Below are 24,016 nucleotides of genomic sequence, written 5' to 3'. Positions count from 1 at the left end.
GAATAGGCGAACATTCATCCACCCATCCTAACATGATAGTCAGCGCGCGGCCCATTCCATGAGCTGGGCGCACAAAAACAGCAACAGGCCGATCATGCCGCCGACCAGCGTGCCGTTGACGCGGATGAATTGCAGATCCTTGCCGATATTGAGTTCGATCTGGCGCGACATGTCCTGGTTGTCCCAGGCCTTGACGGTATCGCTGATATGGCGCGTGAAAAAGCTGGAGAAGGCCGGCGCCAGCGTGCGCGCCATGCCGGCCAGGTGCTGGTTCAGCGAGGCGCGCATGGCGGGATGGCGCAACAGTTCCTCGCTCAGCCAGCCGGCGGCCTGGATCACGCCCTGGTTCAGGCGCGAGTCATCCTGGCTGATATCAGCCAGGACCCAGTCACGCACGCTGCCCCACAGGTCGCGGATGTAGTTGTTGAAAGTGTCGCCCTCGCGCAGATAGCGCTTGAAGTCCTCGCCCTTGGCGATGAAGGAGGGATCGGATTCCAGCCGCAGCAGGAAGCGCTGTACCATGTCGTCGAACTTGATGCGCAGCTTGTGGTCACGGTCGGCGGCGATATCCTCCATGACATTTTGCAGCGCCTTGGCGATCATTGAAGCGCCGCTTTCGCTGATCCATTCGGTTGGCAGCATCAGCTCCATGGTGGCGTGTTCGCGTTTCAGCCAGGCGGCGATCTGACCGGCGATCATGTCGCGCGTGGCGGGGCGGTTGATCACGCCCATCAGCGCGACCATGCCGTCATCCAGCAGTTCCTGGTGGCGGCCATCCCTGGTCAGGCTGGCCAGCAGGGCGCCCAGCGAGCGTGACATGTCCAGCTTGCCGATGGCGGCATTCAGCGCATCGCGCAGCAGTTGCTGGATGCGGGCATCGTCGACGGTGGCGAGGATTTCGGGCAGCAGCTTGAGCAGGTGGCTGGCAAGATAGCTGCGGTTGGCCGGCTCCCTCAGCCATTCCGCGACATGGGTGGACGGATCGGTCTTCAGGATCACGGCGGCCAGCGCTTCGGGCTTGAGGAATTTTTCCTCGACAAAGCCAGCCAGGTTATCGGCGATGCGGTTCTTGTTGTTCGGGATGATGGCAGTATGGCGCGAAACGAAGGGAATCGGCACCTTGCGGAACAGCGCCACCACCGCAAACCAGTCGGCCAGCGCACCCACCATGGCGGCCTCCGAAATGGCACGCAGCCCGTCCACCCAGAAGCCGCGCGGCAGCAGCGACGTCATGACGAACAGCGCCGCCGCTGCCGCCAGCAGCGACAGCGCCAGTCGTTTTGATCGCCTGAGTTCTTCGTCCTTGCTCATGCGCCGATTATGGCACGGTCCGGCGCCGACGTGCGCCGCGCTGGCGGCGATATGATATTAAACGGCTGCCGCACGGATCTTGCTGAGGGCGACGGCGGCAGCCGAGGTGCGCGTTTCGACACCCAGCTTGATGAATACATGCTCCAGATGCTTGTTAACCGTGCGCGGGCTGGTGCCGAGGATGTCGCCGATGTCGCGGTTGGTCTTGCCCTTGATGACCCAGTTCAGCACCTCCGATTCGCGCTGCGTGAGCTTGAAGCAGGCCATCAGCGATTCGATCGTGGCGACGTCGGATTCTTCGCGCAGCACGATCATCCATTGTGCATTTTCGCTGAACTCCGCCGCCGAGAAAATCAGCCGCCGGCTGCCGCGCGCCAGTGTCAGCGGCGGGTGCGACTGGCCCTGGCTGTGCGCCAGCTGCGTCGCCTGCAGCCACGCCGGCAGTTCGGCGTCCACCATATAGCCTTGCATCAGCGTGCGGGCAAGCGGCGTTTGCCAGACGATACGGCCGTCGCGCGGCGTCATGGCGATGACGGCGTTGCCGAAGGCGTCCAGTGCGCTGCGCGCCTGGTCGACCAGCCTGGCCGTCTGCATGTGCGAGGCGATGCGGGCCAGCACTTCGCTGGTGCGCAGCGGCTTGGTGACGTAGTCGTTGCCGCCGGCGTCAAAGGCGTTGACCACATGCTCGGCTTCGGTCAGGCCGGTCATGAAGATCACCGGGATGTGGCGCGTGGCGAGATTGCTCTTCAGTTGGCGGCAGGTTTCAAAGCCGTCCATGCCGGGCATGATGGCGTCCAGCAGGATGATGTGCGGCTGTGCCTCGGCGGCGCGCAGCAGCGCGGCCTCGCCATTGTTCGCCACCAGCACCGTGTAGCCCGATTCATCGAGCGCATCATGCAGCACGGCGAGGTTTTCCGGGACGTCGTCCACCACCAGCACGATGCTGGCTTCAGTGTTGAAGTTCATTGCTTTCTTTCACAAAGTCCGCCATTGCGTCCAGCTGGAAGCGGGCGGCGAAGCCGCGCATGGTCTGGGTGAAGTGCTGGTAACGCGGGTCGAGCGCGCCGATTTCGTCCAGCTTGTTCTGGATGCCGCGGACATAGCCGATGCGTATCAGTTCGCGTAGCGCGGCTATGGCGTCGGACGGCGGATAGACCAGCGCCGGTGGCGCGGCTGGCGCCGGATCTTCGGCACGGGCTGCGGTAGTCCAGTCCAGCGCCAGGCGCGCGCCTATCCAGTCCAGCAGCTCGCCGAAGTTGACCGGCTTGATGAAGAAGTCCTCGGCGCGGATGGCGGCCGGATTCTCCATGCCCTTGTCAAAGGCATTTGCCGAGACGATGGCGATCGGCACGGCCGACTTGCGCTTGCGGCGCAGGATGTAGCTGGTTTCCCAGCCGTCCATGCCGGGCATGGCCAGGTCCATCAGGATCAGGTCGGGCTGGAAGCTGTCATGCAGGTCCAGGCATTCGAGGCCGGATTCCGCCTGGGCGATGTCAAAGCCCAGCGGTTGCAGCATGTGCAGCAGCAGTTCCCTGTCGACGCGTTCGTTGTCGACCACCAGGATGCGGCGGCGCGCACCGAGGTAACCGGTGCGCTGGCTGGCCGGGCTGGAGGACAAGGCACCGCTGCGCGGCGCCGGCGCGTGCACGCTGGGCAGGAACAGGCGCACATGGAAGATGCTGCCGCGCGGCGTGCTGCGGACTTTCAGCTCGCCGCCCATCAGCTGCGTCAGCATGCGTGCGATCGGCAGGCCCAGGCCGGTGCCGCTGGCGTTGGCGTGCGCGCTGGCGCTGCCGCGCGAGAATGGCTCGAAGATGTGGTCGATCTCGTCCTGCTGGATGCCGGGACCGCTGTCCTCGATGTCGAACGACGCCATCTCGCGCGCGTATCGCAGCCGCATGACGATGCCGCCGTGGCTGGTGAACTTGACCGCGTTGCCGAGGATGTTGATCAGGATCTGGCCGAGCCGCTTGCGGTCGGCGCGCACGCAGCGCGGCAGCACGCCGCTCAGTTCATAGCGGAACTCCAGGCCCTTGTTGGCTGCCTGCAGTTCGAACATGCGCACCACCTGGCCGATGAAGTCGGGGAAGTCCAGTTCCTTCATGTCGAAGTTGAATTTGCCGCCTTCGATGCGGGCGATGTCCAGCGTGCCTTCGATCAGCGACAGCAGATGCTCGCCGCTGTTGCGTATCACCCGCACCGCCTGCTGCCGGTGGGCGGGAATGGCGGGATCGTTATCCAGCAGTTGCGCGTAGCCGAGGATGGCGTTCAGCGGCGTGCGGATCTCGTGGCTGATGCCGGCGATATAGCGGCTCTTGGCCTGGTTGGCCAGGTCGGCCGCCTGCTTGGCCTGCTGTAGCTGGGCGTCGGTCTGCTGGTGCAGTTCGATCTCGCGCGTCAGCAGGCCGGTCTGGCGGTTGGATTCCTCCTGCGCCACGCGGCGGCTTTCGCTGGTCAGCACCAGCCACCAGGCGACGATGCCGCTGGCCAGCAACAGCGCGGCGAAGATCTTGAAGAACACCAGCCGTAGCTGCGGCAGCAGCGTCGCATCCGGCAGCACCGATTGTTCATGGTAGTAGATCAGACCAAGCAGCGCGCCCAGCGATAGCACGGTGACGATCATCAGCAGCAGATAATGTCCGAGGCCGCCGCTCAGATAGCGCCATAGCGATTGCGGCAGCAGCGCGCGCATGGCTTCCTGCCACTGCACGGCGACGCGCGCGTGAGGCTTGCAGGTGTCATTGCAGCGGGCGTCGAGGCAGCAGCACAGCGAGCAGATCGCACCCTGGTAGGCCGGGCAGTGCGCCATGTCCTCGGCCTCGTATTCCTTTTCGCAGATGACACAGGTTTTGCTGTGTACCGGTGGTGCCGGGCGGGCGATGTAATACTTGCCGCGCGTGGCAACGGCAATCAGCGGCGACGCCACCAGCGCTGTCAGCAGCGCGATGAAGGCGGAGAAGGCATGCGCCTGCGGGCCGAACACGCCCATGAAGGCGGCAATCGACAGCGCGGAGGCCAGCAGCATCGCGCCCACGCCCACCGGATTGATGTCGTACAAATAGGCGCGGCGGAATTCGATCCCTTTCGGGCTCAGTCCCAGCGGCTTGTTGATGACCAGGTCGGCCACCACGGCGGTAATCCAGGAGATGGCGATATTCGAGTACAGGCCCAGTACCTGGTCCAGCGCCTGGAACACATCCAGTTCCATCAGCAGCACGGCGATCAGCGCGTTGAACACTGCCCACACCACGCGGCCCGGATGGCTGTGCGTCAGCCGCGCGAAAAAGTTGGACCAGGCCAGCGAGCCGGCATAGGCGTTGGTCATATTGATTTTCACCTGCGACACCACCACCAGCAGCGCGGTCGCCGCCAGCGCCGCCTGCGGATGCGAAAACACTTCGCCGAAACCGACCAGGTACATATGTGTGGGATTGACTGCCTGTTCCAGCGGCACAGCGACGCTGATCGCCAGGTAGGCCAGCAGCGCGCCGCCCAGCATCTTGGCGATGCCAAGCAAGATCCAGCCCGGTCCCGCGATCAGCACGCCGAGGTGCCAGCGCAGGCGGTTGGCGCGGGTCTGCTGCGGCATGAAGCGCAGGAAGTCGACCTGTTCGCCGATCTGCGTGATCAGCGCGACACCCACCGCTGTGGCGGCGCCGAACATCAGCACATTGAACTGGCCATTGGCGCCGTCGCGGCCCGCGTACTGCATCAGCTGCGCCGGCAGCTCCGGGCGCTTGTGCAGGATGGCGATGAAGGGCAGGGCCATCAGGATCAGCCACACCGGCTGGGTCAGCATCTGGATGCGGCTGATCAGCGTCACGCCGTGCGTCACCAGCGGCACCACCACCAGCGCGCTGACCATATAGCCCAGCCACAGCGGCATGTGGAAATACAGCTCCAGCGCGTAGGCCATGATGGCGGCTTCCAGCGCAAACAGGATGAAGGTGAACGAGGCGTAGACGAAGGAGGATATTGTCGAGCCGATGTAGCCGAAGCCGGCGCCGCGCGTCAGCAAGTCCATGTCGACGCCGTGGCGGGCAGCGTAGTAGCTGATCGGCAGGCCGGTGAGGAAGATGATCAGCCCGACCGCCATGATGGCCCACAGCGCGTTGACGAAGCCGTAATTGACGGTGATGGTGCCGCCGATGGCTTCCAGCACCAGGAAGGAAATCGCGCCAAACGCCGTATTCGAGACGCGGAACACCGACCAGCGGCGAAACGCGCGCGGCGTATACCGCAGCGCGTAGTCCTCGATGGTTTCGTTGGCAACCCAGGTGTTGTAGTCGCGCCGGATTTTGACGATGCGCTGTGTCGTGGTCATAAAAAAAGCAGCTAGTTGTCTAGCTGCTTTTTAAGCAAGGACCGTGCCGTGCGCTTTAGCGGTGCTTGTTGCTATTGAGCTTGTCCAGCAGCCGCGCCAGCTCTTCCTGCATGGCCGGCGACAGGTTGACGAACTGGCAGCCGATCTGCACCTGCTCGCCCAGCAGGAAGGAGCGGAAGGTGCGCGACAGGCGCACTTCCAGGTCGGCGATCATCACCGAGTCCGGCCCCAGTTCCAGCCGCACGCGCTGCAGCTTGCGGCCGACGTGCAGGCCGACTGCGTCGCGCGGCGCGGCGCGCATGCCGACGCCGCCGGCGGAGAAGTCGTACAGCTGCAATTCATACGGCTTGCCGTTCATCACGAACGACGCCATGTAGTAGATACCCAGCGGCGTTTCCAGCCGGGCCGAGGCGCGGCGGTTCAGCACCAGGCATTTGAGCGGGAATTCCAGCGGCAGCAGCGTGGGTTCGTTCGGCAGCGATGCCCACTCCGGCGACGACAGCGTGAACTGCACCTTGGACGCGCGCAGCCAGGCGACAAAGGTGGCGTCGCCGGGCGGCAGGAATTCACCCTCGTTCAATTCCAGCACGAAGTGGGGATTTTCCGGATCGACCGATTTCAGCCGCGCCATCACCACATTGGTGGCGCTGGAAGGATAGATCGAGACCGCCTCGCCGGTTTCAGCCAGGAAGGTCAGGGCATCACCGATGTCATGCTCATCGGTCATGTCGTGGGGTTTCGAACCCGTAGCGATGGGCTCCACAGCATCTTTTAGGGTGGGGGGCCCGCGACGGAATTCATTTGGTATAGGATCGTTCACGACGGCATATCTCTTTGATAATGACTTCCACAATGCGAGGTCGATCTCCGCAGTTTACAGCGGATTCTTGATCTTGGCTTGCAAAATGGCAAGAAATTTTAGGAACTTGTGGTTCAAAAGCGTTCGTCGGGACGCAAATAGCGCCACAGCCCGACCGGCAGATCACCCAGTTTCACTTTACCGATACGAACCCGTTTCAAACCGACAACTTTCAAGCCCACCATGTCGCACATGCGGCGGATCTGGCGCTTCTTGCCTTCGCGCAGCGTGAAGCTGAGCTGGTCGTCGTTCTGCCAGCGTACCTTGGCCGGCAACAGCGGCTTGCCGTCCATCCACAGGCCGTGGTTGAGTTTTTTCAGGTCGCTGTCGGGCAGCTTGCCCGGCTTGGTGTACTCGACGCGCACCAGGTATTCCTTGTCGACGTCGGTGGTTTCGCCGATCAGGTGCTTGGCGACGCGGCCGTCCTGCGTCAGCACCAGCAGGCCGACCGAGTCGATATCCAGCCGGCCGGCCGGCACCAGCGAGCGCAGCTGGGTCGGGTGGAACTGTTCCGGCGACGGATCGTCGGGCCAGCGGTTTTCCGGCTTGATCAGCGCCACCGCCGGCTGGTAGCCGTCCTCGGCCTGGCCGGACACATAGCCCATCGGCTTGTTGATCAGGATGGTCACGCGCTTGGACTGCTCGGCGGCAGCCTGGCGCTCGACGGTGACTTTCTGGCTCGGGTAAATCTTGGTGCCCAGCTCGGAGACGATCTTGCCGTCGACGCGGACCCAGCCGCGCGCTATCCATTCATCGGCTTCACGGCGCGAGCACAGGCCCAGTTCAGACATGCGTTTGGACAGGCGGAGTAATTCTTCAGACATTTCAAACTCTTTTTAAATCGGGTTAAACCTTGATGGCGTCCAGCAGGTCGGTTTCCAGCTGGATCTGGTTGCGGGCGTTGGACAGCGCCGCACCGTCGATCAGGAACACGTCTTCCACCCGCTCGCCCAAGGTCATCACCTTGGCGGTATGCAGGTTGATCTTGTACCGGGTCAGCACGTTGGCGATCGCATACAGCAGGCCGGTGCGGTCGTTGGCGGCCACCGACAGCAGATAGTATTGTCCCCGCTCGTCCGGGCGCAGGTCGACGGTCGGCTGGATCGGGAAGGTGCGCGACAGGCGCGACAGCCGCCCCTTGCCCGGCGCCGGCAGCGGCTCCGGGTTGGTCAGCAGCGAGCACAGCTCATGCTCCAGCAGGTTGATGATGTCGCGGTAGTTCTTGGCGAAATTCTGCTCGGTGACCATGAAAGTGTCCAGCGCGTAGCCGTGGCGCGTGGTGTGGATCTTGGCATCGAGGATGGAGAAGTTCTTGCGGTCGAAATAGCTGCAGATGCGCGCGAACAGGTCCGGCTGGTCCTTGATGTAGACGGCGATCTGCAAGCCTTCGCCGATCGGCGCCAGCCGGCACTTGACCACCGGCTGTTCGCTGTTGAAGCGCTCGTACAGCGCGCGCGTCTGCCATGCGATGTCGGAGGCGTCGTGGCGCAGGAAGTAGGCGACGTCCAGCTGCTGCCAGAACGCTTCGTGCGCATGCGCGTCGAGGCCATACAGGCGCAGCGTGGCCAGCGCTTCGTCCTGGCGCTGGCGCAGCTCGTTGGCGGCGCTGTGCGGCTCGCCGCCCAGCACGCGCTGGGTGATCTTGTACAGGTCCTCCAGCAGCTTGGCCTTCCAGGCGTTCCACACTTTCGGGCTGGTGCCGCGAATGTCGGCCACCGTCAGCAGGTACAGGCCGGTCAGGTGGCGCTCGTCGCCGACCACCTTGGCGAACGCCTGGATCACGTCCGGATCGGACAGGTCCTGCTTCTGCGCCACTTGCGACATGGTCAGGTGGTTTTCGACCAGGAATACCACCAGCTCGGTATCCTCGTCCTCCATGCCGTGCTCGCGGCAGAACTGTTCGGCGTCGGCCATGCCCAGCTTGGAATGGTCGCCGCCACGGCCCTTGGCGATGTCATGGAACAGCGCGGCCAGGAACAGCACCCAAGGTTTCGGGAAGTTGGCCATCAGCTGGCTGCAGAACGGGTATTCGTGCGCGTGCTCGGCCATCGTGAAGCGGCGCATATTCCGCACCACCATCAGGATGTGCTGGTCCACCGTGTAGACGTGGAACAGGTCGTGCTGCATCTGGCCGACGATCTTCCGGAAGTTGGGCAGGTAGCGGCCCAGGATCGACAGGTCGTTCATGCGGCGCAGCGCATGGATGATGCCGCGTGGCGCCTGCATGATCTGCAGGAACAGCGAACGGTTGGCCGGATCGGCGCGGAAGGCGGCGTCGATCTGGAACCGTTCGTGCCACAGCGCGCGGGTGGCGCGTGCCGTCATACCCTTGATCGACGGGCGTTCGGTCATCAGCAGGAAAATTTCCAGCATGGCCGACGGCGTCTTCTGGAAGGTGTCGTCCTCGGCAATGTCGATCAGGCCGTTGACGTCATTGAAGCGGGCGTTGATCGGCGCCGCCACGCCGTCCTGCGGGAACAGCCGTTCCTCGATGTTTTGCAGCAGGATGGTGTTCAGCTGGGTGACCGTCTTGGCGGCCCAGTAGTAGCGCTGCATCAGGTATTCGCTGGCGCGGCGCATGTGGACGCCGCTGCCGGTGGCGGTCAGGCCCAGCGATTCGGCAATCGCGGTCTGCACGTCGAACACCAGCCGGTCTTCGCGGCGGCCGGCGTGCAGGTGCAGGCGCACGCGGATGTCCTTGAAGGCGCGTTCCTTCTCCATCAGCTGGCGCGCCTCGGTCTGGGTAATCAGGCCGCTGGTGGCCAGCGTGCGCCAGGAGTTGGCCAGGCCTGAAGCCTTCACCAGCCACAGGATCACCTGCAGGTCGCGCAGGCCGCCGGGGCTTTCCTTGCAGTTCGGCTCCAGGCTGAAGGCGGTGTCTTCGTATTTCGCGTGGCGCTGCTTCATCTCCAGCACTTTGGCGTGGTAGAAGGCGCGTGGGTCCATGGCGGCGTCATAGCGCGCCTGCAACTCGGCAAACAGCTGATCGTCGCCGCAGATGATGCGCGCCTCCAGCAGGCTGGTTTGCACCGTGATGTCGGCTGCCGATTCGCTCAGGCATTCGTCCACGGTGCGGATGCTGTGGCCGATTTCCAGGCCCAGGTCCCACAGCAGCTGCACCAGCGCTTCCAGCTTTTCAGTGGTGCTGGCGTCGGGCGCCTGCGCCAGCAGGATCAGCAGGTCGATGTCGGAATAGGGGAACAGCTCGCCGCGGCCGTAGCCGCCGACGCCCACCAGCGCCGTGTCTTCCGGCAGCGCGGCTGCATGCCAGGCCGTGGTCAGCACCGCGTCGACGCTCTGGCGCAGGCTGCGCAGCAGCTTTTCCGGCTTGCCATCTTCCTTGAAGGCGGCAACCACGACCTGGCGGTCGGCCTTCAGCTGGCGCTTGAGCTGTTCGCGCAGTTGATTTTTCATCACGGCCGCGTTCACGGGATTACGCTGCCTTGGCGAGGCCAGCGACAAACGCCGGTGGCGGCGGGCTGCCGGCCGACAGCGTCAGCACTTCGTAGCCGCTGTCGGTCACCAGTATCATGTGCTCCCATTGTGCCGACAGGCTGCGGTCCTTGGTCTTGATGGTCCAGCCGTCGTTCATTTCGCGGATTTCGCGGCGGCCGGCATTAATCATCGGCTCGATGGTGAAGATCATGCCGGATTCCAGCTTGACGCCAGTGCCTGGCTTGCCGTAGTGCAGCACTTGCGGCTCTTCGTGGAACACCTTGCCGATGCCGTGGCCGCAGAATTCGCGCACCACGCTATAGCCGGCTTTTTCAGCGTGCTGCTGGATGGCGTGGCCGATGTCGCCCAGCGTGGCGCCTGGCTTGACCTGCTCGATGCCCAGCCACATGCATTCATAGGTGATGTCCGACAGGCGTTTGGCCAGGATCGACGGTTCGCCGATGAAGAACATGCGGCTGTTGTCGCCGTGGTAGCCGTCCTTGATGACGGTGATGTCGAGGTTGACCACATCGCCATTTTTTAAAACCTTGTCGCCCGGAATGCCGTGGCAGATGACGTCGTTGACCGAAGTGCAGATGGCTTTAGGGTAGGGCGTGTAGCCCGGCGGGCAGTAGTTCAGCGGCGCCGGCACGGTGCCCTGCACGTTGACCATGTATTCGTGGCACAGGCGGTCCAGTTCACCGGTGGTGACGCCGGGCTTGACGAAGGGGGTGATGTAGTCGAGCACTTCGGAACCGAGGCGGCCTGCCAGGCGCATGCCTTCGATATCTTCGGCGGTTTTGATGGAAATGGACATATTGGATCGCAATCAGCTAGAAGTAAACGGTGAAAACGCCGGCCGCGCCGCAGAGGGCGGCGCGTGGCGTTCAATATGTCGAAATTATAAACGACGCCGGGCTGGTCGCGTGCGGCGTCGTTGCGGAGAGGATCAGGCTTGTTTGCGGGCGCGGCGGCGTGCCTGCCAGCCGATCAGGCTCAGGCCGGCCAGCAGCATGGCCCAGGTTTCGGTTTCCGGCACTGCGGAGACCGGTGAATGGAAGTCAAGATCGTCGTCCATGCCGAATACGCCATGACGGCCAAAAGCACCAAAACGGCTCGCGTCCGCAGCGTCCGCCAGTTCTTCCTCAGTCAGGATGTCACCCAGTCCGTCGAGCGCACGCTGGTTGGCAACGCGGCGTGCTTCTTCTTCAGCCTCATCCAGCGGCTCGCTGTCGAGTTTCGCTCCATCGGCCAGACGGATGTCGGAAAATTGCTGCGGCTGCTTCTTGTCGAGGGCGTCATCGTCCGCTGCTGCCTCGTTTTGCGCAATGGTAGCGCCGGGCGTGCGGGTGATGCGACTGACGTTGCCACAGATGCGCGGCACCAGGATGCAGTGCTTTTCGACGCAATACACGGCAGCTGGCTCGGCGCGCGTTTCGGCCCACTTGTCGCGGGTTACCGTAGCGCAGACCGAGGCGCTGCCGAAATGCATGTCGCGGATGGCGTTATCATATTGATACTTCCCGGCAATGTGCTCGCGGGTGATGCTGACCTTGTCGTCAGACAGACCTTCTTCCAGGCGGCGCTTCAGCGTGCTGCGCACGGCTTCAGGGATGTCGGTGTAGCGGTCAATCGCGGCGGCGGTGCTGCCGGTGTACGGATTACGCCCAGGATGGTCCCATGAACAGGTAGGCTGCACTGCTGCGGCGAGGGTTACTGCAAATAAGAATGACATGACGGCGATCTTTCAGAAGGACGCTATCGCATGGGTTGGGCGCAACGAAGTTAATTAATCAATTGGAAGTTTCTTTTCCATAGTCGTAATAATATTAGATTTTCTGCATCTTTAGGGATTTTTTGATGGTCTGCGTCATCTTGGTGCGCAGCCGCGCAACACTAGCATGTTGATGCACTGATTTGGGATGTCTTTCCTGGCCTTGGAATGCTTGCCTGGAGGGCGGTTTTTAAGGTAGAATCTCGGGTTGCTTGAATTTGGTTTAAGCAATGTTGTTATTCTCGTTAATTTTAAACACGCGAATCCGGTTGACAAGGGTGCTTGGGCGCAGCTCAAGTGACTGATCGGATTCCAGAACTAACCCTGGAGTAAATTATGTCCGTAACTATGCGCGAAATGCTGGAAGCCGGTGTCCACTTCGGTCACCAAACCCGTTTCTGGAACCCAAAGATGGCACCGTTCATCTTCGGTCATCGCAACAAGATCCATATCATCAATCTGGAAAAGACGATGGGTATGTATCAAGAAGCGATCAAGCACGTGAAACAGGTTGCCGCAAGCCGTGGCACCATCCTGATGGTAGGCACCAAGCGTCAAGCACGCGATATCATCGCTGCTGAAGCCCAGCGCGCAGGCGTTCCTTATGTTGACCAGCGTTGGCTGGGCGGCATGCTGACCAACTTCAAAACCATCAAAACCTCGATCAAGCGCCTGAAAGACATGGAAGCCGCTGTGGCCGATGGTTCGGCAGAGAAGATGTCGAAAAAAGAAGCGCTGATGTTCCAACGCGAAATCGTCAAGCTGCAAAAATCGATCGGCGGCATCAAAGACATGGGCGGCGTTCCTGACGCTATCTTCGTCGTTGACGTTGGCTACCACAAAGGCGCCATCACCGAAGCCGCTAAACTGGGCATCCCAGTCATCGGCGTGGTCGATACCAACCACTCGCCAGAAGGCGTGCAGTACGTCATTCCAGGCAACGACGACTCGTCGAAAGCCATCACCCTGTACGCCCGTGGCGTAGCAGACGCGATCCTGGAAGGCCGTTCGGCAGCTGGTGCAGAAGTTGTTGAGATGGTTAAAGCAGCAGCCGGCGACGAATTCGTCGAAGTCAGCGAACAGGCTTAATCGTTCCTGACAGGCTGTACGAAAAAAGGGGTGGCCAACAGCTCCCCCTTTTTTTTAACTAACCACCCCCGAATACCGAATTACAGGAGAATTACATGGCAGCGATTACTGCAGCAATGGTAGGCGAACTGCGCGCGAAAACCGACGCGCCGATGATGGAATGCAAAAAAGCACTGACCGAAGCCGAAGGCGACATGGGCCGTGCGGAAGAGATCCTGCGCGTCAAGCTGGGCGGCAAGGCTGGTAAAGCCGCCAGCCGCATCACCGCTGAAGGCGTGGTAGCGACCTACATCGCCAACGGCGTTGGCGCACTGGTGGAAGTCAACTCGGAAACCGACTTCGTTGCGAAAAACGACGACTTCCTGAATCTGGCCAACACCGCTGCCCGTCTGGTAGCGGAGAAAAACCCGGCCGACGTGGCTGCCCTGCTGGCCCTGCCAGCTGGCGACGAAGGCAAGACCCTGGACGAAGTGCGTTCGGCCCTGATCGGTAAAATCGGCGAAAACATGTCGATCCGCCGCTTCCAGCGTTTCGAAACCAGCGCCAAGCTGGCTGCGTACCTGCACGGCACCCGTATCGGCGTGATCGTCGAGTTCGACGGCGCCGAAGAGCAAGTCGGCAAAGACGTGGCCATGCACATCGCTGCAATGAAGCCAGTGTCGCTGTCGGCTGACCAGGTGCCAGCAGAACTGATCGAAAAAGAGCGCTCGGTTGCTCAGCTGAAAGCAGATGAAGATGCTGCTGCCGCTGTTGCCGCTGGTAAACCAGTACAGCCTGCCGACATCGTCGCCAAGCGTCTGGAAGGCTCGGTACAGAAGTACCTGAAAGAAGTATCGCTGCTGAACCAGGCTTTCGTGAAAAACGACAAGCAATCGATCGAGCAGATGCTGAAAGAAAAATCGACCACCGTCAAATCGTTCGTCATGTACGTGGTTGGCGAAGGCATTGAGAAGAAGGTAGACGACTTCGCAGCAGAAGTGGCTGCGCAAGTTGCCGCTTCCAAAGGAGCGTAATAAAAGAAACGGGCCGAGAGGCCCGTTTTTTTAAGCCCGCAGCAGGACGCGGCGCCGGGCAAGGTATCATAGGCGCCGCAACATCATCCCCGAACAACCCCTCAATAGGAGCCCCGTCTCATGTCCAAACCAGCCTACAAACGCGTCCTCCTCAAATTGTCCGGCGAAGCCCTGATGGGCGATGACCCATACGGCATCAATCGCGCCACGATCGAGCGGACCGTCGCCGATGTGGCCGAGGTCGCGAAACTGGGTGTGGAACTGGCGATCGTCATTGGCGGCGGCAATATCTTCCGTGGCGTTGCGCCTGGCGCCCAGGGCATGGACCGCGCCACCGCCGACTACATGGGCATGCTGGCCACCGTGATGAACGCGCTGGCACTGGCTGACGCCATGCGCCATGTCGGCGTCACTGCACGCGTGATGTCGGCGATCGGCATCGAGCAGGTGGTCGAGCCGTATGTGCGCCCGAAAGCGCTGCAATACCTGGAAGAAGGCAAGGTCGTGGTATTCGCGGCCGGTACCGGCAACCCGTTCTTCACCACCGATACCGCAGCGGCGTTGCGCGGCTCGGAAGTGAGCGCGGAAATCGTGCTGAAGGCCACCAAGGTCGACGGCGTGTATACTGCCGATCCGAAGAAGGACCCGAACGCCACGCTGTACCACACGATCAGCTTCGATGAAGCCATCGCCAAGCACCTGCAGGTGATGGACGCCACTGCGTTTGCGCTGTGCCGCGACCAGAAACTGCCGATCAAGGTGTTTTCCATCACCAAGCCGGGCGCGCTGAAACGCGTCATCATGGGCGAGGATGAAGGTACACTGGTTCACGTTTAATTTAGATAGATATACAGGAGAGCAGCAATGTCCGTAGCTGACGTTAAAAAGAGCGCGCAAGACCGCATGACCAAATCGCTGGAAACCCTGCGCGCCGATCTGGCCAAGGTACGTACCGGCCGCGCCCACACCGGCATCCTCGACCACGTCACCGTGGATTACTACGGTAGCCCGACCGCGATCAACCAGGTGGCCAACCTGACGCTGGTCGACGCCCGCACCATCGGCGTGCAGCCGTTCGAGAAAAAGATGGCGGCTGCCATCGAGAAAGCCATCCGTGACGCCGACCTGGGCCTGAACCCGGCCGCGCAGGGCGACATCATCCGCGTACCGACCCCGCCGCTGACCGAAGAGCGCCGCAAGGAAATGGTCAAGCTGGCCAAGGGCGAGGCGGAAGACGCCAAAGTTGCCGTGCGTAATATCCGCCGCGACGCCAACGAGGGCCTGAAGAAGCTGGTCAAGGACAAGGCGATCTCGGAAGACGACGAGCGTCGTGGCACCGACGACGTGCAGAAGCTGACCGACAAGTTCATTGCCGACATCGACAAGGTACTGGGCGAGAAAGAAAAAGAAATCCTGACGGTTTAAAGCCCGCCAGACGCCAGCAACCTGTTCAGCACCTCGTCTGCGGGGTGCCGGATTCGGTTGACTGGCGTCTTGTCTTTTTGTCGCACACCTGCAATACTTTATACTTTGGCACCGACGTTTTCATGAAATATACGAGTTCGACTACCGAGGTTCCAGACGCACCTGCCGTCCCGCGCCACGTGGCCATCATCATGGACGGCAATGGTCGCTGGGCAACCAAGCGCTTCCTGCCACGCGTTGCCGGTCACGCCAAGGGCGTGGATGCCGTGCGCACCGTGGTCGAATCCTGCGCCCGCCGCGGCGTTGAATACCTGACCCTGTTCGCCTTCAGCTCGGAAAACTGGCGCCGTCCGGAAGAAGAAGTCTCGCTGCTGATGCGCCTGTTCGTCACGGCGCTGGAACGTGAAGTCTCCAAGCTGCACACCAACAACATCCGCCTGCGCGTGGTCGGCGACTTGTCGCGCGCCGACAAGAAGCTGCAGGACATGATCGCCGCCGCTGAGCGCAAGACCGCTGCCAACACCCGCATGACGCTGACCGTCTGCTTCAACTACGGCGGCCGCTGGGACATCATGCAGGCCGTCTCGCAGATGGTCAAAGCCCATCCGGGCACGAGCGACTTCAGCGAAGCGCAGCTGGCGCCCCACCTGGTCATGGCCTACGCGCCCGAGCCGGACCTGTTCATCCGTACCGGCGGCGAACAGCGCATTTCCAACTTCTTGCTGTGGCAGCTCGCCTATACCGAGCTGTTCTTTACCGACACCTACTGGCCGGACTTCTCCGCCGCGTGTCTTGATGAGGCGATCGCCTCCTATCAGCACCGCGAGCGGCGTTTCGGCCGCACCGGTGCGCAACTGGCTGAAAAGACAAACTGATGCTGAAAACGAGGATTATTACCGCTCTGGTGTTGCTGGCGGTGCTGCTGCCGGTCCTGTTCTTCAACTATTTCCCCGCGTTTGCCCTGGTGGTGACGCTGTTTGTCGGCGCCGCCGTGTGGGAGGGCGCACGCCTGTTCGGCCTCAGCGAAAGCAAGGCGCGCGTGGCCGGCTTTGTCGGCGGCGCACTGTTCGTGTTGCTGATGTACTCGGCCAAGCCGGGTGCGGTCAATGCGCTGTACGGCGTCGCTGCGTTGCTGTGGCTGATCCGCTATGCGCCGACGCTGGGCCTGGGCTTGCCGCAACTGGGCACGGCCGCCAACTGGTCGCTGGCCATCACCTTTACCTTTGCCGTGTTTGCCGCCTTTTTCGCGCTGGTCGGCCTTTACCTGAAATCGCCGCTGTACCTGTTGTCAGTGATGGTGCTGGTGTGGATCGCCGATATCGGCGCCTATTTCTCCGGCAAGGCTTTCGGCAAGCGCAAGCTGGCGCCGAGCATTTCGCCAGGCAAGTCGTGGGAAGGCGCGATCGGCGGTGCGATTGCCGTGCTGGTGCTGGCGGTGATTTCGGTGCTGCTCGCCGGCGGCGCCGCGCCCTGGCTGCAAGACACCTTCGCCTTCAAGCTGCAAGCCCGCTTTGGCTGGGGCGTGGCCTTGCTGGTGCTGCTGGTGCTGGTGATGTTCTCGGTCATCGGCGACCTGTTTGAATCTGCGCTCAAGCGCCGCGCCGGCATCAAGGACAGCAGCAATCTGCTGCCTGGCCACGGCGGCGTGCTGGACCGCGTGGACGCGCTGATCCCGGTGCTGCCGATGGCCGCGCTGGTCTCGTCCTGGATCTGAAAGAATTACCATGCAACGTATTACCGTATTAGGCGCCACCGGCTCTATCGGCGTCTCCACGCTGGACGTGATCGCCCGCCATCCGCAACGCTACGCTGTCTACGCACTGTCGGCACATAGCCGGGTTGAGGAACTGGCCGCGCAATGCGTGCAGTTCCGCCCGGCGCGCGCGGTGGTCGGCACGGCTGCCGCCGCCGATCAGCTGGCCGCACTGCTGCGCGCCGCTGGCGTCAACACCGATGTGGCGTGGGGCGAGCAGGCGCTGTGCAGCATCGCCAGCGCTGCCGAAGTCGACAGCGTGATGGCGGCAATTGTCGGCGCCGCCGGCCTGGCACCGACGCTGGCCGCCGCCCGCGCCGGCAAGAAGATCCTGCTGGCGAACAAGGAAGCGCTGGTCATGTCCGGTCAGCTGTTCATGGACGCCGTGCATGAATCCGGTGCCGTGCTGCTGCCGATCGACAGCGAACACAATGCGATTTTCCAGTCGATGCCGCAATTTGGCGGCAAGGTGCCGGCCGTGCGCGACAGCGCCGCCGGCGTCGCCAAGATCCTGCTGACCGCTTCCGGCGGCCCGTTCCTGACGCGCGATGTCGCCACGCTGGACGCGGTGACGCCGGATCAGGCCTGCAAGCATCCGAACTGGTCGATGGGGCGCAAGATATCGGTCGATTCGGCCACCATGATGAACAAGGGCCTGGAAGTGATCGAGGCGCACTGGCTGTTTGGTGCGCCGGCCGACCAGATCGAAGTGGTGATCCACCCGCAGTCGGTGATTCATTCGATGGTGTCCTACGTCGACGGCTCGGTGCTGGCGCAGCTGGGCAACCCGGACATGCGTACGCCGATCGCCCACGCGCTGGCCTACCCGGAACGCATCGCCTCCGGCGTGGCGCAGCTGGACCTGACGCAGGTCGCCACGCTGCAATTCCAGCGGCCTGACTTCGAACGCTTCCCCTGCCTGGCCCTGGCGTTTGAAGCATTGCGCGCCGGCGGCACCGCGCCAGCACTGCTGAACGCCGCCAACGAAGTGGCGGTGCAAGCCTTCCTCGACCTGAAAATCGGTTTCCGCCAGATCGACCGCGTGATCCGCCATGTGGTCGACACGCTGCCGCACGGCGCCGCCCACAGCATCGACGCGGTGATAGCGCAAGACGCCGCCGCCCGCGTCGCCGCTGAAACCTTTATCGCCGGACTGGCAAAATGAGCGGCATCCAGACCGTCCTGGCGTTCATCTTCTGCCTTGGCCCGCTGGTGGTATTCCACGAGCTGGGCCACTACCTGGTGGCGCGCTGGTGCGGCGTGAAAGTGCTGCGTTTCTCGGTCGGCATGGGCAAGGTGGTCTGGTCGCGCCGTTTCGGCAAGGACCAGACCGAATGGGCGCTGTCGGCGCTGCCGCTGGGGGGCTACGTCAAGATGCTGGACGCGCGCGAAGGCGAGCTGGCCGGCCTGCCGGAATCCGACCTGCAACGCGAATTCACGCGCCAGAACGTGTGGAAGCGCATCGCCATCGTTGCCGCCGGCCCGATCGCCAACTTCCTGGTGGCCATCGTGCTGTTTGCCGGCCTGTATATGCACGGCGTGGAAGAGCCCAGCAGCAAGATCAGCGTGCGTGCCGCCTCGCCGGCCGCGCAGGCCGGCCTGCAGAGCGGCGACATCGTCACCGCTGCCAACGAACAGCCGGTGCACGTGTGGTCCGAACTGCGCTGGCAGTTCATCCAGTCGGCCATCGATCAGCATGAGGTGCGGCTGGCAGTCGAGCGTCCGGGGCAGGGCCGCGTGGCGCTGACCGTGCCGGCGTCGGCGCTGAAGGACATGGACCTGGAAGGCGACGTGCCGTCCCAGCTGGGCCTGGGCGTGGCGCTGCCGGCGCCGGTGGTGCTGCGCGTGCTGCCGGGCAGCCCGGCCGAACGCGCCGGCCTGGCGGCAGGCGACCTGCTGACCGGTGTGGATGGCGTGGCGGTGGCCGATGGCCAGGGCTTCATCGAGAAAATCCGTTCCGCGCCGGGGCGCGCTGTGCAGGTGACGCTGCAACGCGCCGGCCAGCCGCTGACGGTCAGCGTGGTGCCGGAAGCCGGTGAAGCAAAATCCGGCAAAGGAACTGTAACAGTCGGTAAGATCAACGCGGAGATCGCCAATCGCCCGGATATGATCCGAGTGCCCTCGGCACCGCTGGCTGCGCTGCAAAAGTCGGTAGTGCGGGTCTGGGATACGTGTACGATGACGCTGAAAATGATCGGCAAAATGGTCACCGGCGAGGTCTCGCTGAAGAATGTGACCGGTCCGATCACGATTGCCGACTACGCCGGGCAGACTGCGCGGCTGGGCCTGGAGTATTATTTGAGCTTCATTGCCTTCATCAGCATCAGTCTTGGGGTAATGAATTTGCTGCCAATTCCCGTTCTAGATGGGGGGCATTTGCTGTATTATTCGCTGGAAGTTTTAACTGGGCGTTCTGTGCCGGAGCGCGTCGGTGAAATCGCGCAGCGGCTGGGCATGGGCTTGTTACTGAGCCTGATGCTGTTGGCGGTGTTTAACGACGTTGTCCGGTTGCTGTAGCTGTAATGTGTAGTTCTCGTTGATTGAGCCATTGAACCCGATGAAATTATATTCTGACCGTATTACTTCAACTTCCTTGCGCCGCAGCCTGATTGGCGCCGCTGTCCTGGCACTCTGCAGCGGTAGCGCCATGGCGATCGATCCCTTCGTCATCAAAGATATCCGCGTCGAAGGCATCCAGCGTACGGAAGCCGGTACGGTCTTCAGCTATCTGCCGGTACGAGTCGGCGAAACCTTTAACGACGATAAATCGGTGACCGCCATCAAGGCGCTGTATGCGACCGGTTTCTTCAAGGACGTCAAGCTGGAGAAGGACGGCCAGGTACTGGTGGTGCTGGTCGAGGAACGCCCGGCCATCGCCAAGGTGGACTTCACCGGCACCAAGGAGTTTGAAAAAGACACGCTGGTCAAGGCGCTGAAAGACATCGGCGTCGGCGAGGCCAAGATTTTCGACAAGGCGTCGGTCGACCGCGCCGAACAGGAATTGAAGCGCCAGTACCTGTCGCACGGGCTGTATGGCGTCAAGGTGGAAACCACCGTCACGCCGCTGGAGCGTAACCGCGTCAACATCAACTTCGTGGTGGACGAGGGCGAGATCGCCAAGATCAAGGAAATCAATATCGTCGGCAACAAGGTCTTCTCCGACAAGGAACTGAAGGAACAGCTGGCGCTGAACACCGGTGGCTGGTTCTCGTGGTACACCAAGGCCAACCAGTATTCCAAGACCAAGCTGACCGGCGACATCGAGTCGCTCAAGTCCTACTATCTGAACCGCGGCTACATCAGCATGAATATCGACTCCACCCAGGTGTCGATCACGCCGGACAAGAAGGATATCTACATCACCGTCAACATCACCGAGGGTGAGCAGTACAAGGTCAACAACATCAAGTTCGAAGGCGAGACCTTCGGCCGTGAAGAAGAACTGCGTCAGCTGGTGCTGCTGCGTAAAGGCGCGATCTATTCGGGTGAGATGCTGACCGCCACCAACAAGCTGATTTCCGACCGCCTGGGCACCTTCGGCTATGCCTTCGCCAACGTCAACGCGGCGCCGGACATCGATGTCGACAAGCGTGAAGTGTCGTTCACCTTCTTCATCGATCCGGGCAAGCGCGCCTATGTGCGCCACATGAACATCGCCGGCAACACGTCCACCCGCGACGAGGTGATCCGCCGCGAATTCCGCCAGTTCGAATCCAGCTGGTATGACGCCAACAAGATCAAGCTGTCGCGCGACCGCGTCGACCGCCTCGGCTACTTCAAGGACGTCACCGTCGATACGCCTGAAGCACAGGGTACGTCTGACCAGGTCGACGTCAACATGACCGTGACCGAGCGCCCGACCGGCAACTTCCAGATCGGCGGCGCCTTCTCGCAGTCGGAGAAATTCTCGTTCCAGGCGGCGATCCAGCAGGCCAACTTCGCCGGTTCGGGCACCACCGTCGGCCTGGAGCTGAATACCTCCAAGTACAGCCGCACGATTTCGTTCTCGCAGACCGACCCGTACTACACCGACGACGGCGTGTCGCGCGGCTACGAGCTGTATCTGCGCACCACCAAACCGCCGGCGGTCAACATCGGTATGTACACGATTAAACAGCAGGGCGGCCGCGTCAGCTGGGGCGTGCCGTTCTCGGAAGTCGACACTGTGTTCTTCGGTGTGGGCCTGGAGCGCTCGAAGATCACCACCGACGAAACCTCGCCGACCCGCTTCCAGGATTACGTGCGTTCGATCACCGGCATCGCCAGCGGTGTTGGTACTGCCAGCGCCACCGCCGTGCCGCTGACCGTGGCATGGGCGCGCGACAGCCGCGATTCGGCCACCACGCCAACCATCGGCCGCTACCAGCGCGCCAACCTGGAGCTGGACTTGATCGGCGAACAGAAATACTACCGTGCCGTCTACGAGCAGCAGTGGTACAAGCCCTTGTTCTGGAAAATGACCCTGGCGCTGAAAGGTGAGATCGATTACGGCCGTGGCTTTGGCGACAGCAACTATCCGGTGTTCAAGAACTTCTACGCCGGCGGCATCGGCTCGGTGCGCGGCTACTACAGCTCCTCGCTGGGTGCGGTCGACACCCGCTACGGCGATGCGCTGGGCGGTGCTTCGCGCGTCATCGGCAATGCCGAACTGCAGATGCCATTCCCTGGCTCGGGCCAGGACCGCAGCCTGCGCTGGTTTGCCTTCCTTGACGGCGGCCAGGTGTATCAGGAAGCTGAAAAAATGCGTTTGTCGCAATTGCGCTATTCTTCGGGTCTGGGCATCAGCTGGATTTCGCCGGTCGGTCCGTTGAAGTTGAGTTATGCTAAGCCTTTGAACGCCAAGTATGGCGACCGCCTGGAACGCTTCCAGTTCCAGATGGGTACCGGCTTCTAATGTCGGAAAGTATTAATTTTTACCTCGGAGAAATAAGTTGAAGACTGCATCCGCAACCATGACCAAATATCTTGCCGTGCTTGCATTGGGCTGGTGTTCATTGGCACCGGTGCAGGCTCAGACCTCGGCATCGCGCATTGCGTGGATCAGTCCCGAGCGCATCTACAATGAGTCGAAGCTGGCCAAGCTGGCCGGCGAAAAGCTGCAGGAAGAGTTCAAAAACCGTGAAAAGGCGATGAACGACATGGGCCTGCGCCTGAAGACGGCGTCGGAAAAGCTGGAAAAAGATGCGCCGGCGCTAAGCGAGGCGGACCGCGTCAAGCGCCAGCGCGACGTGTTCGAGCTGGACAAGGAATACCAGCGCCGCCAGCGCGAGTTCCGCGAAGACCTGAGCCAGCGCACCAATGAAGAGCGTCAGGCGATTTCGGAAAAAGCCACCAGGATCATCAAGCAGATGGCCAACGTGGAAGGCTTCGACATCGTGCTGCAGGACGCTGTCTGGGCCAGCCCGCGCATCGACATCACCGAGAAGGTGCTGGCCGCGCTGGACAAAGACAAGTAAGACAAGTAATAACCTCGTCAAAGATTGGATCACCCGATGGGCACTCGACTAGGAGCATTGGTCGAACGCTTGGGCGGACAGCTGGTGGGCGACGCGAACCTGGAAGTATCCGGGATCGCGCCCCTGGCGGATGCCGGCGTTTCGCACATCAGCTTTCTCAGCAATAGCAAGCTGCGCGCTCAGGCGCTGCAGAGCCAGGCGGCGGCACTGATTGTGTCGGCCGCCGATGACGCTTTTATCGCCGCCGGTTACACTGGCGCGCGCATCGTCGTCCCGAATCCCTATGTGTATTTCGCCCGCGCGGCGCAGTATTTTGAGTCGCTGACGGCCATCGTGCCGGCGGCTGGCGTGCATCCGACCGCCGTGGTGGCGGAGACGGCGCAGGTGGCGCCTTCGGCGCATATCGGCGCGCGCGCGGTGGTGGAAGACGGCGCGGTGATCGGCGAGCACGCCGTGATTGGCGCCGGCTGCTTCATCGGCCGCGAGGCGGTGATCGGCGATGCCACCAAATTGTTCGCCAACGTCACGTTCCATGCGTATTGCCAGATCGGCGCGCGTGGCATCATCCATTCCGGCGCGGTGATCGGCACCGACGGTTTCGGCTTTGCCAACGAGGGCGGCGTCTACATCAAGATTCCGCAAACCGGCCGCGTGATGATCGGCGACGATGTGGACATCGGCGCCAACACCACCATCGACCGTGGCGCGCTGGCGGATACGATTATCGAAGACGGCGTCAAGCTGGATAACCAGATCCAGATCGGCCATAACTGCCACATCGGCGCGCATACGGCGATGGCCGGCTGCGTCGGCGTGGCCGGCAGCGCGAAGATAGGCAAATACTGTACCTTCGGCGGCGCCGCCATGGTGCTGGGCCACCTGAGCATCGTCGACAAGGTGCACGTCGGCTCCGGCTCGATGGTGTCGCGTTCGATCCTGGAGCCGGGCCAGTACACCGGCTTCTACCCGTTGGCGAAAAACGCCGACTGGGAAAAATCGGCCGTCATCGTGCGCAACTTGTCGTCCATGCGCGATAAAATCCGCGCACTGGAAAAAATCATCAAGACCAAAACAGAGAATAACGAATCATGACCACTACTGAAAACAAGACGATGGACATCTGCGAGATCAAGTCCTACCTGCCGCACCGCTATCCGCTGCTGCTGGTCGACCGCGTGCTCTCGTATGAAGAGAACAAGTCCATCACCGCCATCAAGAACGTGACCGTCAACGAAGAATTCTTCAACGGCCACTTCCCGCACAAGCCGGTGATGCCGGGTGTACTGATGATCGAAGCGATGGCGCAGACCGCCGCGCTGCTGTCGTTCAAGACCATGGGCATCAAGCCGGACGAGAACTCGGTGGTGTACTTTGTCGGCATCGACAACGCGCGCTTCAAGCGCCCGGTCGGTCCTGGCGATCAGCTGAAAATGGATATCGAAATCGTGCGCGTCTCGCGCGGCATCTGGAAATACAAGGCGGTCGGCTCGGTCGACGGCCAGACTGCCGTGGAAGCAGACCTGATGTGCACCATCCGTAACGCTGCCGACGCTTCGCAGCCAGCCGCAGGACAGTAA

The 24,016-nt window shown here is 62.0% G+C and carries 20 protein-coding genes; 12 read left to right on the top strand and 8 right to left on the bottom strand.

All coding sequences use genetic code 11. The annotated features are described in order from the left end of the window. Positions 1 to 39: 39 nt before the first annotated feature. The 8 genes from BLS51_RS01710 to BLS51_RS01675 all read right to left on the bottom strand — a co-directional run bounded on the left by BLS51_RS01710 (position 40) and on the right by BLS51_RS01675 (position 11,664). Positions 40 to 1,311 (bottom strand): DUF445 domain-containing protein, encoded by a 1,272-nt coding sequence (locus tag BLS51_RS01710; protein ID WP_090179310.1) that lies wholly within the window; start codon positions 1,309 to 1,311, stop codon positions 40 to 42. 57 nt (positions 1,312 to 1,368) lie between these two features. Next, entirely contained in the window at positions 1,369 to 2,277 is a 909-nt protein-coding gene (locus BLS51_RS01705) for a response regulator transcription factor (protein WP_090179312.1), read from the bottom strand. Continuing rightward, a complete protein-coding gene (locus BLS51_RS01700) occupies positions 2,261 to 5,635 on the bottom strand; it encodes a hybrid sensor histidine kinase/response regulator (RefSeq protein WP_090179316.1) in 3,375 nt (1,124 codons plus the stop codon). The genes BLS51_RS01705 and BLS51_RS01700 overlap by 17 nt, the downstream gene beginning before the upstream one ends. Before the next feature lie 55 nt (positions 5,636 to 5,690). Next, positions 5,691 to 6,362, bottom strand: coding sequence for a flagellar brake protein (locus BLS51_RS01695; RefSeq protein WP_090179319.1), 672 nt, complete (start codon positions 6,360 to 6,362; stop codon positions 5,691 to 5,693). A 206-nt stretch (positions 6,363 to 6,568) separates the two neighbouring features. After that, on the bottom strand, positions 6,569 to 7,318 hold the full coding sequence (locus BLS51_RS01690) for a pseudouridine synthase (protein ID WP_175472488.1): 750 nt from the start codon (positions 7,316 to 7,318) through the stop codon (positions 6,569 to 6,571). A gap of 22 nt (positions 7,319 to 7,340) precedes the next feature. After that, positions 7,341 to 9,908: a [protein-PII] uridylyltransferase gene (locus BLS51_RS01685; RefSeq protein WP_090180784.1), complete on the bottom strand. Its 2,568-nt coding sequence runs from the start codon at positions 9,906 to 9,908 to the stop codon at positions 7,341 to 7,343. 19 nt (positions 9,909 to 9,927) lie between these two features. Beyond that, positions 9,928 to 10,746 (bottom strand): type I methionyl aminopeptidase, encoded by an 819-nt coding sequence (gene map, locus BLS51_RS01680; RefSeq protein WP_090179328.1) that lies wholly within the window; start codon positions 10,744 to 10,746, stop codon positions 9,928 to 9,930. A 132-nt stretch (positions 10,747 to 10,878) separates the two neighbouring features. Then, positions 10,879 to 11,664 carry an MHFG family PEP-CTERM protein gene (locus BLS51_RS01675; RefSeq protein ID WP_090179331.1) on the bottom strand — a complete coding sequence of 262 codons (786 nt, stop codon included), beginning with the start codon at positions 11,662 to 11,664 and terminating at the stop codon, positions 10,879 to 10,881. A gap of 375 nt (positions 11,665 to 12,039) precedes the next feature. Here BLS51_RS01675 and rpsB point away from each other — a divergent pair, with 375 nt between their 5' ends. The 12 genes from rpsB to fabZ all read left to right on the top strand — a co-directional run bounded on the left by rpsB (position 12,040) and on the right by fabZ (position 24,016). Beyond that, the gene (gene rpsB / locus BLS51_RS01670; protein WP_090179334.1) at positions 12,040 to 12,792 is read left to right on the top strand and encodes a 30S ribosomal protein S2; all 753 of its coding nucleotides are present in this window, start codon (positions 12,040 to 12,042) and stop codon (positions 12,790 to 12,792) included. A gap of 95 nt (positions 12,793 to 12,887) precedes the next feature. Beyond that, on the top strand, positions 12,888 to 13,805 hold the full coding sequence (gene tsf / locus BLS51_RS01665) for a translation elongation factor Ts (RefSeq protein WP_090179338.1): 918 nt from the start codon (positions 12,888 to 12,890) through the stop codon (positions 13,803 to 13,805). Between the two features lie 120 nt (positions 13,806 to 13,925). Beyond that, complete coding sequence (gene pyrH / locus BLS51_RS01660; protein ID WP_090179341.1) at positions 13,926 to 14,642, top strand: UMP kinase; 717 nt, start codon at positions 13,926 to 13,928, stop codon at positions 14,640 to 14,642. Positions 14,643 to 14,669: 27 nt separating this feature from the next. After that, a complete protein-coding gene (gene frr / locus BLS51_RS01655; protein ID WP_090179345.1) occupies positions 14,670 to 15,230 on the top strand; it encodes a ribosome recycling factor in 561 nt (186 codons plus the stop codon). Between the two features lie 122 nt (positions 15,231 to 15,352). Further along, on the top strand, positions 15,353 to 16,105 hold the full coding sequence (gene uppS, locus BLS51_RS01650) for a polyprenyl diphosphate synthase (RefSeq protein ID WP_090180788.1): 753 nt from the start codon (positions 15,353 to 15,355) through the stop codon (positions 16,103 to 16,105). Beyond that, positions 16,105 to 16,944: a phosphatidate cytidylyltransferase gene (locus tag BLS51_RS01645; RefSeq protein ID WP_090179349.1), complete on the top strand. Its 840-nt coding sequence runs from the start codon at positions 16,105 to 16,107 to the stop codon at positions 16,942 to 16,944. Before uppS ends, BLS51_RS01645 begins: the two co-directional genes overlap by 1 nt. A gap of 10 nt (positions 16,945 to 16,954) precedes the next feature. Next, positions 16,955 to 18,148, top strand: a complete 1,194-nt coding sequence (ispC, locus tag BLS51_RS01640; protein ID WP_090179352.1) for a 1-deoxy-D-xylulose-5-phosphate reductoisomerase — start codon at positions 16,955 to 16,957, stop codon at positions 18,146 to 18,148. Then, positions 18,145 to 19,500 (top strand): RIP metalloprotease RseP, encoded by a 1,356-nt coding sequence (rseP, locus tag BLS51_RS01635; RefSeq protein ID WP_090179355.1) that lies wholly within the window; start codon positions 18,145 to 18,147, stop codon positions 19,498 to 19,500. The genes ispC and rseP overlap by 4 nt, the downstream gene beginning before the upstream one ends. Before the next feature lie 40 nt (positions 19,501 to 19,540). Next, positions 19,541 to 21,877 carry an outer membrane protein assembly factor BamA gene (bamA, locus tag BLS51_RS01630; RefSeq protein WP_090179358.1) on the top strand — a complete coding sequence of 779 codons (2,337 nt, stop codon included), beginning with the start codon at positions 19,541 to 19,543 and terminating at the stop codon, positions 21,875 to 21,877. A 58-nt stretch (positions 21,878 to 21,935) separates the two neighbouring features. Further along, on the top strand, positions 21,936 to 22,439 hold the full coding sequence (locus BLS51_RS01625; protein ID WP_090179361.1) for an OmpH/Skp family outer membrane protein: 504 nt from the start codon (positions 21,936 to 21,938) through the stop codon (positions 22,437 to 22,439). A 36-nt stretch (positions 22,440 to 22,475) separates the two neighbouring features. Then, on the top strand, positions 22,476 to 23,531 hold the full coding sequence (gene lpxD, locus BLS51_RS01620; protein WP_090179367.1) for a UDP-3-O-(3-hydroxymyristoyl)glucosamine N-acyltransferase: 1,056 nt from the start codon (positions 22,476 to 22,478) through the stop codon (positions 23,529 to 23,531). Further along, positions 23,528 to 24,016 (top strand): 3-hydroxyacyl-ACP dehydratase FabZ, encoded by a 489-nt coding sequence (gene fabZ / locus BLS51_RS01615; RefSeq protein WP_090179371.1) that lies wholly within the window; start codon positions 23,528 to 23,530, stop codon positions 24,014 to 24,016. The genes lpxD and fabZ overlap by 4 nt, the downstream gene beginning before the upstream one ends.

This window comes from Duganella sp. OV510, assembly GCF_900100205.1.
Taxonomy (GTDB): Bacteria; Pseudomonadota; Gammaproteobacteria; order Burkholderiales; family Burkholderiaceae_D; genus Rugamonas.
Note: the sequence above shows the minus strand (reverse complement) of the source record. Positions and strands in the feature narration are given on the sequence as shown.

What these genes read in the sequence shown, in the direction of transcription:
- BLS51_RS01710 (WP_090179310.1), bottom strand. Translation starts at nt 1,311, where the DNA reads ATGAGCAAGGACGAAGAACTCAGGCGATCAAAACGACTGGCGCTGTCG.
- BLS51_RS01705 (WP_090179312.1), bottom strand. Translation starts at nt 2,277, where the DNA reads ATGAACTTCAACACTGAAGCCAGCATCGTGCTGGTGGTGGACGACGTC.
- BLS51_RS01700 (WP_090179316.1), bottom strand. Translation starts at nt 5,635, where the DNA reads ATGACCACGACACAGCGCATCGTCAAAATCCGGCGCGACTACAACACC.
- BLS51_RS01695 (WP_090179319.1), bottom strand. Translation starts at nt 6,362, where the DNA reads ATGACCGATGAGCATGACATCGGTGATGCCCTGACCTTCCTGGCTGAA.
- BLS51_RS01690 (WP_175472488.1), bottom strand. Translation starts at nt 7,318, where the DNA reads ATGTCTGAAGAATTACTCCGCCTGTCCAAACGCATGTCTGAACTGGGC.
- BLS51_RS01685 (WP_090180784.1), bottom strand. Translation starts at nt 9,908, where the DNA reads ATGAAAAATCAACTGCGCGAACAGCTCAAGCGCCAGCTGAAGGCCGAC.
- map (WP_090179328.1), bottom strand. Translation starts at nt 10,746, where the DNA reads ATGTCCATTTCCATCAAAACCGCCGAAGATATCGAAGGCATGCGCCTG.
- BLS51_RS01675 (WP_090179331.1), bottom strand. Translation starts at nt 11,664, where the DNA reads ATGTCATTCTTATTTGCAGTAACCCTCGCCGCAGCAGTGCAGCCTACC.
- rpsB (WP_090179334.1), top strand. Translation starts at nt 12,040, where the DNA reads ATGTCCGTAACTATGCGCGAAATGCTGGAAGCCGGTGTCCACTTCGGT.
- tsf (WP_090179338.1), top strand. Translation starts at nt 12,888, where the DNA reads ATGGCAGCGATTACTGCAGCAATGGTAGGCGAACTGCGCGCGAAAACC.
- pyrH (WP_090179341.1), top strand. Translation starts at nt 13,926, where the DNA reads ATGTCCAAACCAGCCTACAAACGCGTCCTCCTCAAATTGTCCGGCGAA.
- frr (WP_090179345.1), top strand. Translation starts at nt 14,670, where the DNA reads ATGTCCGTAGCTGACGTTAAAAAGAGCGCGCAAGACCGCATGACCAAA.
- uppS (WP_090180788.1), top strand. Translation starts at nt 15,353, where the DNA reads ATGAAATATACGAGTTCGACTACCGAGGTTCCAGACGCACCTGCCGTC.
- BLS51_RS01645 (WP_090179349.1), top strand. Translation starts at nt 16,105, where the DNA reads ATGCTGAAAACGAGGATTATTACCGCTCTGGTGTTGCTGGCGGTGCTG.
- ispC (WP_090179352.1), top strand. Translation starts at nt 16,955, where the DNA reads ATGCAACGTATTACCGTATTAGGCGCCACCGGCTCTATCGGCGTCTCC.
- rseP (WP_090179355.1), top strand. Translation starts at nt 18,145, where the DNA reads ATGAGCGGCATCCAGACCGTCCTGGCGTTCATCTTCTGCCTTGGCCCG.
- bamA (WP_090179358.1), top strand. Translation starts at nt 19,541, where the DNA reads ATGAAATTATATTCTGACCGTATTACTTCAACTTCCTTGCGCCGCAGC.
- BLS51_RS01625 (WP_090179361.1), top strand. Translation starts at nt 21,936, where the DNA reads ATGACCAAATATCTTGCCGTGCTTGCATTGGGCTGGTGTTCATTGGCA.
- lpxD (WP_090179367.1), top strand. Translation starts at nt 22,476, where the DNA reads ATGGGCACTCGACTAGGAGCATTGGTCGAACGCTTGGGCGGACAGCTG.
- fabZ (WP_090179371.1), top strand. Translation starts at nt 23,528, where the DNA reads ATGACCACTACTGAAAACAAGACGATGGACATCTGCGAGATCAAGTCC.